Annotated in this window: 20 protein-coding genes; 15 read left to right on the top strand and 5 right to left on the bottom strand. The window is 56.0% G+C overall.

Translation table 11 applies throughout. The features are described 5' to 3' along the window. Positions 1–54: 54 nt before the first annotated feature. Together RVM24_RS05390 and RVM24_RS05385 are read right to left on the bottom strand one after the other, a co-directional pair. The gene (locus tag RVM24_RS05390) at positions 55–546 is read right to left on the bottom strand and encodes an STAS domain-containing protein (RefSeq protein WP_058089783.1); all 492 of its coding nucleotides are present in this window, start codon (positions 544–546) and stop codon (positions 55–57) included. A 13-nt stretch (positions 547–559) separates the two neighbouring features. Then, the gene (locus tag RVM24_RS05385; protein ID WP_061332882.1) at positions 560–1,768 is read right to left on the bottom strand and encodes a PP2C family protein-serine/threonine phosphatase; all 1,209 of its coding nucleotides are present in this window, start codon (positions 1,766–1,768) and stop codon (positions 560–562) included. A 114-nt stretch (positions 1,769–1,882) separates the two neighbouring features. Between RVM24_RS05385 and RVM24_RS05380 the strand changes: the two genes are divergently transcribed. Then, complete coding sequence (locus RVM24_RS05380) at positions 1,883–3,367, top strand: HD domain-containing protein (RefSeq protein ID WP_431475059.1); 1,485 nt, start codon at positions 1,883–1,885, stop codon at positions 3,365–3,367. Between the two features lie 9 nt (positions 3,368–3,376). On the opposite strand, the gene RVM24_RS05375 is transcribed toward RVM24_RS05380, so the two are convergent. Continuing rightward, on the bottom strand, positions 3,377–4,387 hold the full coding sequence (locus tag RVM24_RS05375; RefSeq protein WP_431475058.1) for an NAD(P)/FAD-dependent oxidoreductase: 1,011 nt from the start codon (positions 4,385–4,387) through the stop codon (positions 3,377–3,379). 8 nt (positions 4,388–4,395) lie between these two features. On the opposite strand from RVM24_RS05375, the gene RVM24_RS05370 reads away from it, so the two are divergent. The 10 genes from RVM24_RS05370 (at position 4,396) to RVM24_RS05325 (ending at position 12,840) form a co-directional block, all read left to right on the top strand. Then, positions 4,396–5,352 carry an acyl-CoA desaturase gene (locus RVM24_RS05370; protein WP_431475057.1) on the top strand — a complete coding sequence of 319 codons (957 nt, stop codon included), beginning with the start codon at positions 4,396–4,398 and terminating at the stop codon, positions 5,350–5,352. Further along, complete coding sequence (locus tag RVM24_RS05365) at positions 5,349–5,816, top strand: nuclear transport factor 2 family protein (RefSeq protein ID WP_286921549.1); 468 nt, start codon at positions 5,349–5,351, stop codon at positions 5,814–5,816. The genes RVM24_RS05370 and RVM24_RS05365 overlap by 4 nt, the downstream gene beginning before the upstream one ends. After that, positions 5,813–6,595, top strand: coding sequence for an SDR family NAD(P)-dependent oxidoreductase (locus RVM24_RS05360; RefSeq protein WP_286921550.1), 783 nt, complete (start codon positions 5,813–5,815; stop codon positions 6,593–6,595). Before RVM24_RS05365 ends, RVM24_RS05360 begins: the two co-directional genes overlap by 4 nt. 26 nt (positions 6,596–6,621) lie before the next feature. Further along, a complete protein-coding gene (locus RVM24_RS05355) occupies positions 6,622–7,887 on the top strand; it encodes an NAD(P)/FAD-dependent oxidoreductase (protein ID WP_286921551.1) in 1,266 nt (421 codons plus the stop codon). A gap of 2 nt (positions 7,888–7,889) precedes the next feature. Beyond that, the gene (locus tag RVM24_RS05350; protein WP_431475056.1) at positions 7,890–8,789 is read left to right on the top strand and encodes a DUF1365 domain-containing protein; all 900 of its coding nucleotides are present in this window, start codon (positions 7,890–7,892) and stop codon (positions 8,787–8,789) included. Then, on the top strand, positions 8,777–10,045 hold the full coding sequence (locus RVM24_RS05345; RefSeq protein ID WP_061332874.1) for an SAM-dependent methyltransferase: 1,269 nt from the start codon (positions 8,777–8,779) through the stop codon (positions 10,043–10,045). Before RVM24_RS05350 ends, RVM24_RS05345 begins: the two co-directional genes overlap by 13 nt. Further along, complete coding sequence (locus RVM24_RS05340; protein WP_061332873.1) at positions 10,042–10,566, top strand: DUF2878 domain-containing protein; 525 nt, start codon at positions 10,042–10,044, stop codon at positions 10,564–10,566. Before RVM24_RS05345 ends, RVM24_RS05340 begins: the two co-directional genes overlap by 4 nt. Continuing rightward, the gene (locus RVM24_RS05335; protein ID WP_286921555.1) at positions 10,563–11,300 is read left to right on the top strand and encodes a hypothetical protein; all 738 of its coding nucleotides are present in this window, start codon (positions 10,563–10,565) and stop codon (positions 11,298–11,300) included. The genes RVM24_RS05340 and RVM24_RS05335 overlap by 4 nt, the downstream gene beginning before the upstream one ends. Before the next feature lie 79 nt (positions 11,301–11,379). Continuing rightward, complete coding sequence (gene xthA / locus RVM24_RS05330) at positions 11,380–12,192, top strand: exodeoxyribonuclease III (protein ID WP_286921556.1); 813 nt, start codon at positions 11,380–11,382, stop codon at positions 12,190–12,192. 18 nt (positions 12,193–12,210) lie between these two features. Beyond that, a complete protein-coding gene (locus RVM24_RS05325) occupies positions 12,211–12,840 on the top strand; it encodes a TetR/AcrR family transcriptional regulator (protein ID WP_061332869.1) in 630 nt (209 codons plus the stop codon). Between the two features lie 3 nt (positions 12,841–12,843). On the opposite strand, the gene RVM24_RS05320 is transcribed toward RVM24_RS05325, so the two are convergent. Together RVM24_RS05320 and RVM24_RS05315 are read right to left on the bottom strand one after the other, a co-directional pair. Continuing rightward, positions 12,844–13,263: a phasin family protein gene (locus RVM24_RS05320; RefSeq protein WP_061332867.1), complete on the bottom strand. Its 420-nt coding sequence runs from the start codon at positions 13,261–13,263 to the stop codon at positions 12,844–12,846. 297 nt (positions 13,264–13,560) lie between these two features. Continuing rightward, complete coding sequence (locus RVM24_RS05315) at positions 13,561–14,766, bottom strand: ISL3 family transposase (RefSeq protein WP_011785425.1); 1,206 nt, start codon at positions 14,764–14,766, stop codon at positions 13,561–13,563. Between the two features lie 167 nt (positions 14,767–14,933). On the opposite strand from RVM24_RS05315, the gene RVM24_RS05310 reads away from it, so the two are divergent. The 4 genes from RVM24_RS05310 (at position 14,934) to hemH (ending at position 17,468) form a co-directional block, all read left to right on the top strand. Further along, positions 14,934–15,371, top strand: a complete 438-nt coding sequence (locus RVM24_RS05310) for a YeeE/YedE family protein (RefSeq protein ID WP_072677338.1) — start codon at positions 14,934–14,936, stop codon at positions 15,369–15,371. Positions 15,372–15,375: 4 nt separating this feature from the next. After that, entirely contained in the window at positions 15,376–15,813 is a 438-nt protein-coding gene (locus tag RVM24_RS05305) for a YeeE/YedE family protein (protein WP_286255529.1), read from the top strand. A gap of 90 nt (positions 15,814–15,903) precedes the next feature. Then, positions 15,904–16,332: a TIGR01244 family sulfur transferase gene (locus tag RVM24_RS05300; RefSeq protein WP_106695729.1), complete on the top strand. Its 429-nt coding sequence runs from the start codon at positions 15,904–15,906 to the stop codon at positions 16,330–16,332. A 23-nt stretch (positions 16,333–16,355) separates the two neighbouring features. After that, a complete protein-coding gene (gene hemH, locus RVM24_RS05295) occupies positions 16,356–17,468 on the top strand; it encodes a ferrochelatase (RefSeq protein WP_106695728.1) in 1,113 nt (370 codons plus the stop codon). Positions 17,469–17,481: the final 13 nt, after the last annotated feature.

Genomic DNA, 17,481 nt, shown 5'->3' with positions numbered 1-17,481 from the left:
ATCTGTTCCGTTTTGTTGCTTCGGGGGCACCGCAGGGAACGCGTAACCGAACGTTCAGCCCGGTTCTTCGCACTCCAGTGCGCGCACCAGGTTCTTGAATTCTTCCCTGTTTTTGCTGTTCATACCCATCAACACTTTGTGGGCGTCGAGCACTTTATCTCTGACCTGCTGTTCACTGGCCTTCAGCACGGGGATTTCTTCGAGCTCTTCAATTCTGGAGGCAGGCTCCCGGACAATGATGAAAATCTTGTCGAAGCCCATAGAGGCGATAATGCGGGTAATGTCGGGGTTGGTAGAGATCAGAGTTGGCAAGAATTGACTTTGTTTTTGCGCCGCCAGGGCTATCTTGGCCAGCAGGCCCAGGGTAGTGCTGTCGATGATTTCCGTTTCCGTGAGATCAACCACAACCGTTTTGAACTGGGGATCACGGGTGATGGACTCAACCAGATTATCCAGCGTCGAACACAGGTTCAGCCGGATTTCCCCAATAAACTTCAGGACATAGATTCCCTGCTTTTCAGCTTGCAGGATTTTATAACCAGCCATTTTCACACTGCCACTAAGTCGACGACGTGTTGTCTGAACCATCTATGGTATCAGTTACCGATACTATCGCGATATCATCCGGCAGCTCCGAGATCTTACCAAGCCCCAGAGCGTCGCTCAGCGATGCGATAGTGTGACTACCTCCTGATACGAGTTCAAGTAGTGTCTTCTCCTTTTCATCCAGGGATTTGGCAGGAATCACTTCCAGAATCCCGTCTGAAAACAGCAACAGCCGGAACGGCTTGTCCAGCTTGACCTCGTAAACCTCCCACTCTGGCGCCTCAAACAACCCTACCGGGAGCCCACTGCCTTCCAGAAAACGGGTTTCGCCGCCCTCGAACGACAAAATCGGCATCGGGAAGTGTGCGCCAACCGCATAACTTAATGTACGGGTGGAAATCGAGATAATGCCAACAAATACGGTTACGTGCTTACCGAGACCAGTATCCAGAAGCTCCGAATTGATCCGTTCCAGAAACCGTTCCGGGTACAGGATATCGTCGCTGGATTGGCGGCGCATATTGCGCTGCAGGCGATTGGTCAGGTTCTTGAGCAGCACCGTGACAAACGCCGAGCTGGCGCCATGTCCCGATACATCGGCAATATAGACCAGCACCTTGTCTTCGGTAATGCGGAAGTAGTCCAGGAAATCGCCGCTCAGGTAGAGCGAAGGCTTGATCAGGTGGTCCACCTGTAAACCGGACAGACGCAGCTCGTGGTCAGGTAACATCTTGAGCTGGACCTTGCGCCCGGCATTCTGGTCAGCCCTCAGTTCCGCAATACCGGTGCGCAGTTCGCGGTTGGCTTCTTCAAGCTCCTGCCGGTACAACTGGTTCAGGCGATTCACCCTTACCCGGTCAAACAGTTTGCCGATAACGTCGTCCAGGGCGCCCTTGTCGTCGTTGCAGGGTTTCAGAACAACATCCGCTGCACCTGCCCTGAGGGCCTGGACAATCTCTGCACTGGATTCACTGCAGGTACAGGCAACGATGGGGGTAAAGCTGTCGGCTTCATCCAGCCGCTTGGACAGCTCCCGGATGGCCTCGGGGGGCAAATCTGCAAAGATGACATCGGGAATGTTATCTTCGAAAAGGCTTCGGGCGGCGCTGACATCGGGAAATCCAGTCACGTAGAAGCCTCTCGCTTCAAGGTAGCGGGACAAATCCGATCTAGCCTGTTCGTTGGCGTCAATAATCAGAATGCGCTCGGTGCGCGAGGTCATGTTGATTGCCTTAAACTACCAGCGATAAAAGAGAAATTGGCTTCATAACGCCTATTCTGGCATGCCCCTGTGATATAACAAGGGCCGTGTCATTAAATTGGGAGATTTGTAACCATGCGACGTGCCGTCAACGACCTGCTCGGAGCTTACGACAAGCTCATCATGGACCCCGTGCACGGCGGCATCCCCTTGTATCGGCATGAAATCCAGGTGATTGACCATCCCTTGTTCCAGCGCCTGAGAAACATCTGCCAGAACGACATCCTGAGCCTGGTGTTCCCCGGCGCGACCCACTCCCGTTTCCTGCACAGCATTGGCGTAATGCATGTCGGCACCCGTATGTTTCGTTCGATGATTGATGCCTACCTGCGGGAAAGGCAACTCAGCGAACGCACAGATCTGAGCCTGAGCCAGCTGGACGCCATCGATTACCTGGCCAAAACCATTCGCCTTGGCTGCCTGCTACACGACAGCGGCCACTCCAGTTTTTCGCACCAGTTCACCCAGGCCCGCCGCATCCGGGAACTTATGTCGCGACCCCAGCGTTTCCGGGACCTGTGGCGAGGGGTCGATTTCACCCGTTATCACCCGGAGGAGCCAGGAGAACTGGAACATGAACATTATTCCGTCCGGGTTGCCCATGACGTGCTTTCATCGGTAGATCTGGAGAACGCTGGGCTGAACGCCGTTGATGTGATTGGCATCATGGAGACCACCGACGTAACCCCAAGCGACACCTTCTGCCGCCACGCCCGCACCTTCTGGGAATTCATTGCCGGAGAAGATGCGGTCGCAGGCACCATCGGTCAACAGGACGTGCCGGCCCTGGTCATGGGGTTGCTGTCGTCCATCGTGTCCGGTGAGATCGATGCTGACCGGGCAGATTACATGCTGAGGGATGGTTTCCACAGTTCCGTTACCATCGGCGGGTTCAACCTGGACCACCTGCTAAGCAACCTGAGGTTTGGCTGGGATGTGTCCGAACCCTGGATGGGCCTGGCGATTACCCAGAAAGGCCTGGGTGCCCTGGAAGATTTCGTTTACAGCCGGTATCAGATGTACCGGAAAGTCTACGCCCACAAAACAGCCCTGGGTTTCGACTGGCTGCTGCGGGAAGCCATCAACGAAGTACTGGAAGACGCGGAAAACTTCGACTGGATCGACACCTGCCTGAGCGATATGAGGTACTTTGCCGAGCTGACCGATAACTTTTTCTGGGAAGCCTTCCGGAAAGTCGCCCGCAAGCATCCGAAAAGTTACTCATTCTGCATAGTAAACCGGGTGAAGCTGCACCACCTGGATACCCGGGAAAATCTCGACAAACAGCAGATTGCCGACCACAGCCACTGGCTGGCCGGCGAGCTGGCCATGAACCCGGGCAACGTGGTGACCTGCTCCATGCGCGCCCGTTTCTCAAATATCCAGGACAACTTCAACGGCATAAAAGTATTGGTGAAGAATCCGATCTCCCGGGAGCGCTCATTGCGCAAGATTACCGAGGTCAGCGCGTTTTTCTCGAAGTTTGGTGACGGCACCATCACTCATTTCTACAGCCGGCCGGAAGTCACCAGAATGGCGCCTCCCGACCTGCTGGAATAGGCCGGTACGCTACTGAATCGCGGCAACCAAACGGGTGGCGCTTTCCCACGCGCCTTCCACCCGGCCGCCAGCCAGCCAGTCGCCCGCCAGCCCAACCCCATTGTTTGCATCGTACCGATAGCCTGGCTGACTGCTCCAGGCCGACCTGGCATAAAGCCAGCGGTGGGCCACCGTCTCATCGGGTCGGGCATTGGTACCGGTTAACGCCGCGAATTCGCCCACCAATGCGTTACTGACATGGCCCGGCTCTGAATCCACATGGGCCTTGGTCCATTCCGGGGTGGCATGCAGTACCCACCATTGGCCGGAATCATCCCGTCCCGGCTTGGAGGAATTGTTGGCAACCCAATAGAGCACCTCAGAGTGCGGGCGCATGGCGTCTGCGTTCACCTCCGGTGGCTCCGGATAGTGAACCGCCACTGCCCAACACGGGAGAATCTGATCAACCGGCTTTTCCAGCTCTTCCGCCAGCCCGTCAAGCTGGCTCGCCAACAACAGCTCCCGGGCCTGGGCCGGGGGCGCGGTGATGATCACCTGGTCGAAAACGCCGTGGTTCAGCCCTTCTGTACACACCAGTTGCCACTGGTTACCGGAACGCTCCAACCGTTCAATTCTCACCTGGGCAGTGACATCAACGTGAGCAGACAATGCGCGGGTGATGGCAGTCATTCTCGGTACTCCAACATAACGCTTTTCTTCCGGAAACGGCTGCCAGTTCAGGGTGTCGTCCTGAAAACGAAATCTGGCCGGCCATTCGAGGAACGCATCGCTTCCCGCCCAGCGCTGCAAGAACGAAAGAAACTCACGGTTGCGGGCGGTAAAATATTGAGCACCAACATCGGCAGAGCCACTACCCACTCTCTTGGAGGCCATACGACCACCGGGCCCGCGACTTTTCTCAAACACCGTGACACTATGGCCCAGTTGGCCAAGTAAAATTGCAGCCGTGAGGCCTGCCAGACCTGAACCGATAACCGCTACGCTGCGTATTGATGTGGTGTCTGATGTCACTTTAAGCATGGTTGTATATGGCCCGATTGAATTACTGGTTAACAAACATTCTGAGATGGTTCGATTCCGAAGCCGGTTCAGATCACCTGGACTCCAGTTCCAGATCCTTTAACTGGGTGAGAGTGCTGCCTTTTATCGCATTGCATCTTGCTTGCCTACTCGCATTTTTCACTGGTGTCAGCACGTTTGCCGTCGTGTTCGCCGCAGCCTTTTTCATCATCCGGATGTTTGCCATCACTGGCTTCTATCATCGTTACTTTTCCCACAAGACATTCAAAACCAGTCGCGCCGCCCAGTTCGTGTTCGCCGTATTGGGTGCCAGTTCGGCCCAGCGGGGCCCATTGTGGTGGGCCGCTCACCACCGCCATCATCACCAACACTCCGATAATGCGGAAGACCTGCATTCCCCCCACCACGGCGGGTTCTGGTGGTCTCACGCTGGCTGGTTTACCTGTGATGCCGGTTTCAGCATGGATGAACGCCGGGTACGAGACTGGTTGAAATTTCCGGAACTCAAGTTTATCAACCGTTTCGATTCATTGATCCCGGTGGCGGCAGCCGTGCTGATCTACCTCCTTGGTGAAGCCCTGGCGGTTTGGGCACCGGGGCTGGGCACCAATGGTTTGCAACTGCTGGTTTGGGGATTTTTCATCTCAACGGTGTGCTTGTTCCACGCGACGGTATCCATCAACTCCTTGTCGCACGTGTGGGGAAAACGCCGGTTCGAAACCGACGACGACAGCCGAAACAATTTCTGGCTCGCGCTCATTACGCTGGGCGAAGGATGGCACAACAATCATCACCGGTGGCCACGATCCGTGCGCCAGGGGTTCCGGTGGTATGAAATAGATATTACCTGGTACGGGCTCTGGGCGTTGTCCAAGCTCGGGATAGTGTGGGATTTGAATCCAATACCGGCACACATCCAGAAAGAAACCCGTGAATTGGACGAACAGAGGAGGAAGCGCAAATGACGACTGCTTCTGCCATCGAGGTCGGCTCACCGAACCCCGCCCTGCCAGCTGTGCTCGACCAGTTCTGCGCCTTGTTCAATCAGCTGGATAAGGGCAATCTGAACAAACTGCAGCAGGTTTATGGTGAAGACATCGAGTTTCAGGATCCATTTGGAACGGTGAACGGCCTGGATGAACTGACGAATTACTTTGCCGACGCCTACGGCAACGTTATCCGCTGCCAGTTCCGCTTCAACAGCCCAGTGATCCAGGACTCCTGGTGCACGATTCCCTGGGTAATGGAGTTGCAGCACAAACGCATCAAAGGGGGAAAAACCGTAGAGGTTGAGGGTATCAGCCACCTCCGGATTCTGGACGGTCGGGTACGGTACCACCGGGATTACTTCGATGCCGGCCAGTTACTCTATGAAAATCTTCCGGTAGTGGGCGGCGTGATCCGCTGGGTCAAGGAGCAGGCAGGATGAGCAGACGCCTGGAAACCGCCAGCAACATCTGGCTGACCGGCGCATCGTCCGGTATTGGCGAGGCACTGGCAAAACAACTTGCCACCCACGGGCACAGGCTGATTGTCACCGGGCGCCGGAAGGAGGCACTGGATGCCCTGGTGAATCAGCATCCCGAACAGATGCTGGCCGCCCCCGCCGACACCACCAGTAAGAGTGACCTTGAGGCTTCAAAGGATTCTCTGGGCCACTTTGGTGATCTGGATATGGCGATACTCAATGCCGGTACCTGCGAATACCTGGAAATCGCCGAGTACGACAGCCGCGTTATTGAAGCCAACATGATAACCAATGTGGTTGGCACCGCCCGCAGCCTGGATATCGCGCTTCCTGCGCTCAGGGCCACACGGGCCAAAGGTAAACCGGCAACACTGGTGATCGTCAGTTCGTCGGCCTGGTGGTTTCCCTTTGGCCGGGCAGAGGGTTACGGCGCTTCAAAGGCTGCCCTGACCTACTTTGCTCACGCGCTGCGTGCCGACTTGGCGGCGGAAGGCGTCGACGTGGTGGTGGTCTCACCGGGCTTTGTAAAAACACCTCTGACGGACCGTAACGACTTCCCCATGCCCTTCATCATCAGCTCGGAAGATGCAGCCCACCGCATCGTTAAAGGGCTTGAAAAGGGTAAAACGGAAATCGCCTTTCCCCGGCGTTTTACCTGGCTGCTCAAGGCGCTGGGCGCCTTGCCTCAAGGCCTTGTGGATCGCATGGCCGCATCCATGGCCCGTAACAACCACTCTTGAACACTTTGGTAACAGGAAAAGATTGCATGAACCCGAATCGTCAGCGTATTGCTGTGATTGGTGCCGGTGTATCCGGCTTAACGGCGGCCTGGCTGCTCAGCGAAAAACACGACGTTCAACTGTTCGAGGCTGGCGATTATGCGGGTGGCCACACCAACACCGAGCAAGTTGAGGCTGGCGGGCGCGTTTGGCCGGTGAACACCGGTTTTATCGTGTTCAATGACTGGACCTACCCGAATTTTATCAAACTGATGGACCGCCTGGACGTAAAGTCGGAAGTCAGTAACATGAGTTTCAGCGTGGACTGCCATGTGTCTGGCCTGCAGTACAACGGGACCAGCCTCAATACGCTGTTTGCCCAGCGCAAGAACCTTCTTAACCTGAACTTTCTGAAGATGATCCGGGAAATCCTCCGGTTCAACAAGGAAACTCGCGCCGATCTCGCTGCCGGCCAGATTCCAGAAGGTGAAACCCTGGGCGAATACCTGAACCGCAACCGCTACAGCCGTTATTTCCGTAACAACTACATCGTTCCGATGGGTGCTGCTATCTGGTCTGCCCCGGAAATCGTATTGGAGCAGTTCCCGATCCGGTTTTTCCTGCAGTTTTTTAACAATCACGGCATGCTTTCGGTGGACGACCGCCCAACCTGGCGGGTGATTTCCGGTGGTTCCGCCACCTACGTGGACAAGATGATGGCGCGGCTGGGCGACCGCACTCACCTGAACAGTCCGGTAACGGCGATTACTCGGGACGAAGAAGGCGTCACCATTGTCGTGAACGGCCAACAGCACCGGTTCGATCAGGTTGTGCTGGCCTGCCATAGCAACCAGGCGCTGGCGATGCTGAATGATCCGACCGATCAGGAACGGGACATCCTTGGTGCCATCGGCTACCAGAAGAATGATGTAGTGTTGCACACCGATGCCAGCGTTTTGCCATCCACCCGGCTGGCCTGGGCAGCCTGGAACTACATGATTCCCGAACACAGCACCCAGCCGGTGTCGGTGACCTACAACATGAATACCTTGCAGAACTTCGATGATGCGCCTGAAACCTTCTGCGTTACGCTCAACCGCAGCCATGAAATCGACCCCGCCAAGGTCATCAAGCGATTTGAATACGACCATCCGGTGTTCACCCTCGAAGCCGTGGCCGCCCAGGAGCGCTATGACGAGATCGGCAACCGTAACCGGACCCACTACTGTGGCGCCTACTGGTTCAACGGCTTCCATGAAGACGGTGTACGCAGCGCATTGCGCGTTACCCGCGCGTTCGGGGTGGAGCTCTGATCATGGCCAGCCAGTGGCTAGAAGGCACTATAAGACATAGGCGTAAGATTCCGGTTTTGCACGAGTTTAAGTACAAGATCGGTATGCTGGCGTTAGACCTGGATGACTGGGAGACCATCACCTCTTCGAGCCCGTTCTTTTCCCTGGAACGGTTTAACTGGATGTCTCTGTACCGACGGGATTACCTGAACCCGGAAGTGCCCAGTCTGCGCCAGGCAGTGTTCAACCAGGTGAAAAGCGCCACTGGCTGGGCACCGGACGGCCCAATAGAGCTGATCACTCATCCGCGCTACCTGGGGTACGTCTTCAATCCAGTCAGCTTTTATCTTTGCTACAACCACGGTGAAAGCCCTCAAAACGGCGACGTTCCCCGAGTGATTCTGGCGCAGATTACCAACACACCCTGGAAGCAACGCCATGTTTACTGCCTTGAGTGCCATCAGCCCGGACCTACCCTGACCGGGGCGTGGCATACCGAACGCTTTGCCTTCAGCAAACGCTTTCACGTGTCCCCGTTCAACGGCATGGCTCAGCAGTACCAGTGGCTGTTCAGTTTCAAAGGCCCCGAGCTACGTATTCACATGAACGTGCAACAGGGACAGGAAAAACATTTTGATGCCACCCTGGTAGTCCAACGCAGCCCGTTTGAACGTAAAACACTGCACAGAAGCCTGAGGCGTTTTCCCCTGGAAACCCTCAAAGGCACGGCCGGCATTTACTGGAATGCCCTGAAGCTGAAGCTCAAGGGCGCGTCTTTCTACACCCACCCGGACAAGCTGGACAAAACGGACAGCCAATATCGAAAGGGCGTGGAAGATAAAGGCGCAGAGATCACTTTAACACCGGCACCCAGGCACTCAGATTCAGATATAGCGGGAAGGGTAAGCTCATGGAGAACCTGAACACATCCGTAGACAGCCAGCGCACCAGCCAAACTCCGCTGGTAAGCCGGATTGCAAAACAGCTTGTCTGCCAGCAGCTGTCACAACTGGCCCACGGCAAATTGGTGGTCAAGGAATACGGTGCTGAGGATCTCGTCTACGGTGACGGGGACCCGCAGTATCCGGCAGCGGAACTGGTCATCCATGATCACACCACCTGGCGTGATCTGGTGACTGGTGGCAGCGTTGGGGCCGCCGAGTCCTTCGTTGCAGGGGACTGGAGCTCTCCGGACCTGACCGCCCTCCTGCGTTTTTTCAGCCGAAACCTGGACACCATGAATGCCTTTGAAGACAAGTTCAGCTGGGTAAGCAAGCCGACCCTGAAAGCGCTGCATTGGCTGAACCGCAACACCCCTGCCGGTTCGCGTAAGAACATCAGTGCCCACTACGATCTGGGTAACGATTTGTTCCAGCTCTTTCTTGACCCAACCATGATGTATTCATCGGCCATTTACCCGAGCGCGGACTCAACACTCGAAGAAGCCGCGGTCTACAAGCTGGATACCATCTGCAAGAAGCTGGACCTGCAGCCAGAGGACCGTGTGATCGAAATAGGCACCGGCTGGGGCGGGTTTGCCATTCACGCCGCCAAGCATTATGGCTGCCACGTAACCACGACCACCATCTCCCGGGAGCAGCTTGAGCTGGCCAAAGAGCGGGTGAAAGCCGAAGGCCTGGAAGACCGTATCACCCTGCTGTTTGATGACTACCGTGACCTGACCGGGCAATTCGACAAGCTGGTGTCGATCGAAATGATTGAGGCCGTTGGACCGCAGTTCCTGGACAGCTACCTGGCCCAGATCAGCACGTTGCTCAAGCCGGACGGCCTTGCCCTGGTGCAGGCTATTAATATGCCGGAGCAGCGTTACGACCGGGCCCTGAAGAACGTCGACTTCATTCAACGGTACATTTTCCCGGGCAGCTTCATACCCTCATTCGGAGCCATTATCACGTCCATGCGCCGCGGATCCAACCTGGTGCTGACCCACTCCGAAGACTTCGGCTTCCATTACGCCCGCACCCTGCGCGACTGGTGTGACCGGTTCATGGCAAACCGGAACACCCTGCTTGAACGTGGCTACGACGAGGCCTTCCAGCGTCTATGGCACTTCTACTTTGCCTACTGTGAGGCGGGCTTCAGCGAACGGGCCATTGGCGTGGCCCACCTGGTGCTGGCCAAGCCCGCCAACAAACGCGCCAACATACTCAGTTTATGATCGCCTCAGACACCGCCCGCAATATCCTGAACTTCGCCCTGTTCCAGACAGGCTGGCTGGTGTGCGTTCTGTTTCCCGGCCTGGCTGCCGCCGGGCTGGTGTTGATATTTCTGGCCATCCACTTTGCGTTGGTGAGCCAGAAGCGCTTTACCGAGCTCCAGTTCATCGGCTTCGGAGTGGTGCTTGGCAGCCTGATGGATACACTCTGGTTCCGAACCGGTGTACTGGGCATCAATGGTTCCGATGAAGTGCTGGTTGCGCCCCCCTGGCTGGTCGCTATCTGGGCCATATTCATGACCACCCTGTGCCACTCACTGGGCTGGATAGCGCAACGCAAATGGCTACCTTATGTGTTTGCGCCGATCGGAGGGCCGTTCGCCTATTGGTCCGCCAGCAAACTGGGTATCGTCACCCTGCCCGACCTCACGATCTCTCTGGCCGCCATGGCCGTGGGGTGGTTCCTGTTATTCCCGTTGCTGCTTTTCGTTCGGAAGACCCTGTACTCGGAGTTGCAGCCATGATTCGTTCAGCCATTACCTTCAGCGCCCTGACCATTCTGGCACTGCCCGTAAACGCCAACCAGTTCGTGTTCACCGGCACAGCCAAGAGTAACGGTGGCACGTTGCTTTACCAGGAAGTCCATCGGGTTGAGGGCCATTGTGCGGAAGGCATCTTCGAACCCCAAACTCACTCAGTGAACTACCGAAAGGAACCTGGCGAGGACCCCTTCGCAACCAAACAGATGAACTATGAAGACTCCTCGCTCCGCCCGAGCGTGGATTTTCAGCAACCGGACTTCAACGAGAGCCTGATAATCACCTACCCGGAGGCGAACCGCCTGGATATTGAATGGCAGACTCCCGCCGGCGACGTTGAGAGGTACGAGGTAGATTTTGATAATCGGTTAGTGGTGGATGCCGGTTTTGATCATCTGGTCCGCGCCAACTGGGGCCAGGTTACCCGGGGAGAGTCGGTGGAGTTTCGCTTCCTGGGCCCGACACGGGGCGAGCATTATGGGTTTGTACTGGAACCCACCCGCAATAACCAATTGAACTCTGATGTTGTCCTTCGTATTCGCCCCACCAGCCTGGTTCTCCGGTTTCTGGTTGACCCTATCGTGCTGGGGTACAACAAAGAGGGCGCACTGACCGAGTACCTTGGCCTTACCAACATCCGTGAAAACGCAGATGCCAATTTCACCGCGCACATCCGCTACGAGGTGGAACAATACCCGGATTGTGAACTGACGCCCTGAACCCGGCCCGGCCGCCAAACAGATAACCGGCCACGGTGTGGTAAACTCTCGGGCAAAACGTACCGGAGACTCCACCCCCATGATGTTTGTGTCGTTTAACGTCAACAGTATCCGCACCCGTCTGCACCAGCTTGAAGCTGTGATCGAGCAACTGAACCCGGATATCATCGGGCTTCAGGAAACCAAGGTCACTGACCAGGAATTCCCGGTAGATGACATCCGCAAACTCGGCTACCACGTGCACTTTCACGGCCAGAAAACCCATTATGGCGTCGCCCTGCTCTCCCGGGCCGAGCCCGAGTCGGTCCAGAAGGGATACAGCACCGATGACGACGATGCCCAGCGCCGTCTTATAACCGGTCGCTTTACCGTGAACGGAGAGCCGCTGACCGTGATCAACGGCTACTTCCCCCAGGGTGAGAGCCGGGATCATCCGGTGAAATTTCCCGCAAAACAGAAGTTTTACCGGGATCTGATGGCCTACCTGGACGACTTGAAGAGCCAACCTGGCCATGTGATTGTCATGGGCGACATGAACATCTCGCCCACAGACAAAGACATCGGCATTGGCGCGGATAACGCCAAGCGCTGGCTGCGCACCGGGAAATGCAGTTTTCTGCCAGAGGAACGGGAATGGCTTGCCCAGGTTGAAAGCCGGGGTTATACCGACGTCTTCCGCCACCTGCACCCGGACGAAGCCAATACCTTCAGCTGGTTTGACTACCGAAGCAAAGGTTTTGAACGGGACCCTAAACGGGGCCTGCGAATTGACCTGATAATGGCCAGCGACAGCCTGCTGCCCAAAGCCACAGAGGCCGGCGTATCCTATGATATCCGAGGTATGGAACGGCCCTCAGACCACTGCCCGGTATGGGCGCGGTTTGACCTCTGAGGAATCGATTCAGCGATTATGAAAAAAATCAAAACCAGGGACAGGATTCTCGGCACCAGCCTGGCGCTGTTCAACAGCCTGGGCGAGCCGAATGTCACCACCCTGCTGATCTCCGATGAGCTGGACATCAGCCCGGGCAACCTCTATTACCACTTCAAAAGTAAAAGCGACATTGTCGACGAGCTGTTCCAGAGCTTTGAAGCAGAAATGGTGGACTTACTCGCGGTGCCGGACGACGCCGATATTTCACTGGACCAGTTCAGCTTTTTCCTGCATTTGCTGTTTGAGGCTGTCGCCCGATATCGTTTTCTGTATCAGGATCTGGTGAACGTGCTGTCTCGCTACAGCCAGCTGCAAGTGCGGTTTAAACGGATTCTGGCGAAGAAAAAAAATGCGTTTCGGGTTTTGTGTGAGAGCTTTCAAAGCCAAGGGGTCATGACCATCAGTGAAGACGAGCTGCTCTCACTGTGCGAACAGCTCACCCTGACGGCCTGCTATTGGAGCAGCTTTGACACGCTGTCCCACCTGGATGACCGGGAATCAGTAGATCCGGGCAAGGGAGTGTATCAAATGCTGCACCTGATCCTTCCGTACCTGGCGGAACAGGAGCAACAGGAGATTCAGCTGACCAGCCGCAGCTACCTTTGAGGGTTATTCTTCTTCATCCGAGGCTGGTGAATCACCCCGCAATCTGGCCAATTCGCTTTCCAGCGCTTCAATCCTGCGTTCCATCGCTTCAATTTCCTCGCGCCGGTGAATACCAAGGCGACGCAAAGCACCGGATACGCGCTGGTCGAACATGTGCTCAAGCTTGTCCCAGGTTCCGGTCGCCTTTTCCTTAACCTCACCAACGCGACCCTCTACGGTCTTGATCTGCTTTTCCACCACGCCCCGGGTCCTGGTTTCCAGTTGCTCACCCTCCTGCACCAGGCGCTCAAAAAACTTACCCGCGTCTTCCTCGGCCTTGGTGTATGCACCCAGACCCGCAAGCCAGATCTGGCGGGCGGAATCCTTGATTTTGTCCGCCAGCTGCGGATCATTTTCCGGGTTTTTATCGTCGTGGTCTGACATGAATACCTCTTGGCAACAAAGCGGGAACGGTCTGGCCCCATTGTATTACAGCCAAACGGGGATTTCAGTGGTCATACACACCTCCCTGAAACCCGCATAACGAAGGGGCGCAGTATAAACACCCAAGGCATATGAAAAAATGTTTTCAAACGAAAGCCGCTCTCACTTGAACTGCTCACATTATGGTCAATACTTCCCGTTACCGGCATCCCAGTTGATGTCGGTTTGTCTGGAAGTCTTTCATGGATACTACTCGCACGCCTCTGCCCGGCATTCCTTGCCGGGCTTTTTTTTGGTTCATCGCGCTTTACCGGGAAATGCTGCTTTTATCTTCAGAAAGAAGTAGTCGTTATCCCGGTAGCCGTAGGCCACCCGCTTGATCACCTTGATCTTGTTGTTCATTCCCTCCAACACACTGGTGTTCAACCGGTAGACCGCGCTGGCGATAATGCCGTCGACGTAGCCCTTGAGGCGCCTGGCAAACTGCTGCACGGGGGCCAGCCCACTACTCATAGCCAGATTTAGCCAGTCTTGCCAGCGTTGTCTGGCATCGGCCTCTGAGGGAGCGTACCAGAGCTCTTTGAGCTGGTCTTTCAGGACGTAGACAGTCATCAGGGGCTGGTTGGCTTGCAGCAGTTCTTCGAGCTTCAGAGCCTGCTCGTCCTTGAGGTTGCCTCGGTTTCTGAGCAACAGCCAGCGACTTCGTTTCACTACTTTGCGAGCCGGCTTGTCGTGTCGAAGCTGATTGGCCTGATCGACCCGGACACGGTCAATCACTTCCCGTCCGAACTTTGCTACAACGTGGAACAGGTCATAGACCACCCGTGCTTGTGGGCAGTGGTGCTGAACTTCCAGGTCCATGGCGGTATTCATATCCATCGCCACGGCTTCGATCTGGCCACAGGTTTCCGGCCCCAGCCATTCAAAGAAGGGGCGTACCGCTGCTCGACTGCGGCCTTCTCCAACCCAGAGGACTTGTTGAGTATCCGCATCAATCGCCACGGTGGCGTAGCGGTGTCCCTTGAACAAGGCGAACTCATCCATGATCAGTCGACGAATCCGGCGTTTATCTGGCTCAGTCACTTCTCGTTTGAGGCGCCGATGGTCGATGGCCTTGACCGTATGCCAATGCAACCCTAGCAGCGTTGCCACATGTTGGATCGGCATCAGTCGTACCAGGGATTCAATCCAACTGACCATGCCTGCCGTCAGACGCTGTCGCCCTGGTAACCAGCGAATCTGTTCAAGCTTGGGGCCACAGGTCGTACAACGAACTCGGCGAACTGGCACGTCCAGCCAGACGCGGTATTGGAACAGGTCGCGTTCTCGGACTCGTCGGGTGCTGATGTCATGGATGGCAAGCGTGTGCTGATTACAACCACTGCAGCATGGCAAGTAATCGTCGGCAGGTTGCAGTCGGATGAGCAGAGATTGAGCGTCAATCTGGGCATACGATTCTATCGTGAATCCTTCCCAGAACAGGGCAAGAGGATTAGCATTCATAGGGACGGCGGTGAGTCGGTCAGGTTTGTTGTTTTGGCGAACTCAAAACTAACCGGTTTGACCGCCGTCTCCTACTTTTTCACGCTAACCCGCGATGAACCTTTTTTTTTGGTATTATCGCCCATACTTATAAGCTTATTCCTCAAAGCGAAACCTGGAGCACGTAAATGATTGAGATTGCCTGGAGCCAGTTTACCCCTGGCACTGCACTAACTGGCGGTATTCTGATTGGGCTGGCCGCCGCCAGCTTCCTGCTTCTGAACGGCCGCATTGCCGGCATCAGCGGCATACTCGGCGGTTTGCTTACCCCCACCAGAAGCGACATTCTGTGGCGAATTGCCTTTCTTGCCGGGCTGATTGGGGCACCAGCGATTTGGACACTGGCAGGCCAGTTACCACCTATCGAAATCAACGCCGGTTACCCTGCCCTGATTGTCGCCGGCCTGCTGGTGGGCATTGGAACACGCTATGGGTCCGGCTGTACCAGCGGTCATGGGGTTTGCGGTTTGTCCCGGCTGTCTGTTCGTTCCCTGGTGGCCACCCTCAGCTTTATGGGCATGGGGTTCGTGACCGTTTATGTTATCCGTCACCTGATTGGAGCCTGAAGCCGTGAAATATCATATTGCTTCCCTGTTTGCCGGCCTGATTTTTGGCCTTGGTTTGATTGTTTCCGGTATGGCCAACCCGGAAAAAGTCCTCGGATTTCTGGATATCGCCGGTGCCTGGGACCCATCCCTGGCCTTTGTCATGGGCGGTGCGGTTATTGTTGGGCTGGTAGCCTTCACCATCGCCCGCAGACGCACATTGTCATTCCTGGGCTTCAACATAAAGCTCCCCACCAACACCCAGATCGATAAACGGCTGATCGTCGGTAGTATGATGTTTGGGGTCGGCTGGGGTATTGCGGGATTCTGCCCGGGGCCGGCTTTGGTTGCCTTTGGTGCGGGCGAAATCAAAGCTGTGGTCTTTGTTGCATCGATGGTCACAGGTATGATTCTGTTTGAAATTGCTGAGCGTATACGGGCATCATCCGGTCATAATGCCTAACCCCTGAATAACACGACCCGATCACAACATTGTGCCGGGCCCCAAGGGGCCCGTCTTTAAATCCCCGGCCATCAACCATTGGAGCCCCAAGTGGATATCAGAAAGATTGATGAAACCCTATCGGTAGCCCCCCAGATTTCGGTTCAGGATGTTGCCGAAATTGCCAGGCTCGGCTTCCGGACCCTGGTTGCAAATCGCCCGGACCGTGAAGAGCCCGGCCAACCCGCCATGGCGGACATAGAAGCGGCAGCGCGGGAACATGGCCTGGAGTGGGTATTCCTCCCGGTGGAGTCTGGCAATATCACCGATCAGGACGTTGACCAGTTTGCGCCGATGATCCGGAATGCCGATAAACCCGTACTGGCCTTCTGTCGGTCTGGAACCCGCTGTACCGTGCTGTGGGCCCTGAGTGCCGCACGGGAAACCCAGCCGGAGGAGATTCTGTCCAAAGCTCATCGCGCGGGATATGACATCACGGGCCTTATACCGCGACTGGCACAGCAGGCTGGCAAGCATTAACCCACCACCATCGGATAGCATCAATGCCATATAAAGGGACGGATCAGTTCAGCCATAACGAGCCCGAACGCCTGGGGGTACTTGTGACCAACCTTGGCACACCAGACGCCCCCACCACACCAGCGCTGAGAAAGTATCTTGCCGAGTTCCTGTGGGACCCAAGGGTGGTAGAAGTACCCCGCCCCATCTGGTGGTTGATCCTCCATGGCATCATCCTGAGAATCCGGCCAAGAAAAAGCGCCCAGGCCTATGCCAGTGTCTGGCAACCGGAGGGCTCTCCCCTGCTGATACACACCGCCAAACAGGCGGAAGGCATTCGGGAAGCGCTGAAGAAAAAGTATGGCAGCAACGTGGTGGTGGGTTTTGCCATGCGCTACGGCAACCCGTCAATTTCCCGGGTATTGGAAGACATGCAGCAACAAGGTGTTCGCAAGCTGCTTGTCCTGCCGCTGTACCCCCAGTATTCGGCATCCACCACTGCGTCTACCTTTGATGCCATCGCCGCCGACTTTACCCGCCGCCGCTGGCTGCCGGATTTCCGGTTTGTGTCTCACTATCACGACTACCCGCCCTACATTGAGGCCATGGCACGCCATATTGAGGCGCACTGGGCCAATCATGGCCGGCACGAAAAACTCATCCTGTCGTACCATGGCGTCCCCCTGAAATACCTGCTCAAGGGCGATCCTTATCACTGTGAATGCCATAAAACCTCACGCTTGCTGGCCGAACGGCTTGGCCTTGGCCAGGACGACTACCTGACGACCTTCCAATCGCGCTTTGGGCGGGAAGAATGGCTGCAACCCTACACCGACGAAACCCTTAAATCCCTACCGGAAAAAGGTGTAAAATCTGTAGATGTCTTCTGCCCGGGGTTCTCTTCGGACTGCCTCGAAACCATCGAGGAAATCAACGAAGAAAACCGGGAATACTTCATGGAGTCCGGGGGTGAAGCCTTTGGCTACATCCCTTGCCTGAACGCCACACCCGGCCATATCGACGCATTGGTGCAACTGGTGGAAGACAACCTGAAAGGGTGGGCCGTGCCTGACAACAGCCCGGACAATCTGGCTGCCAGGCAGAAATGCGCAGAAGCCCGGAAACAGGCGACGTTTCCCGGCCGGACGGATATCTGAGACGACCGGTACG

Source organism: Marinobacter sp. KM021, assembly GCF_050707965.1.
Lineage (GTDB): Bacteria > Pseudomonadota > Gammaproteobacteria > Pseudomonadales > Oleiphilaceae > Marinobacter > Marinobacter shengliensis.
Note: the sequence above shows the minus strand (reverse complement) of the source record. Positions and strands in the feature narration are given on the sequence as shown.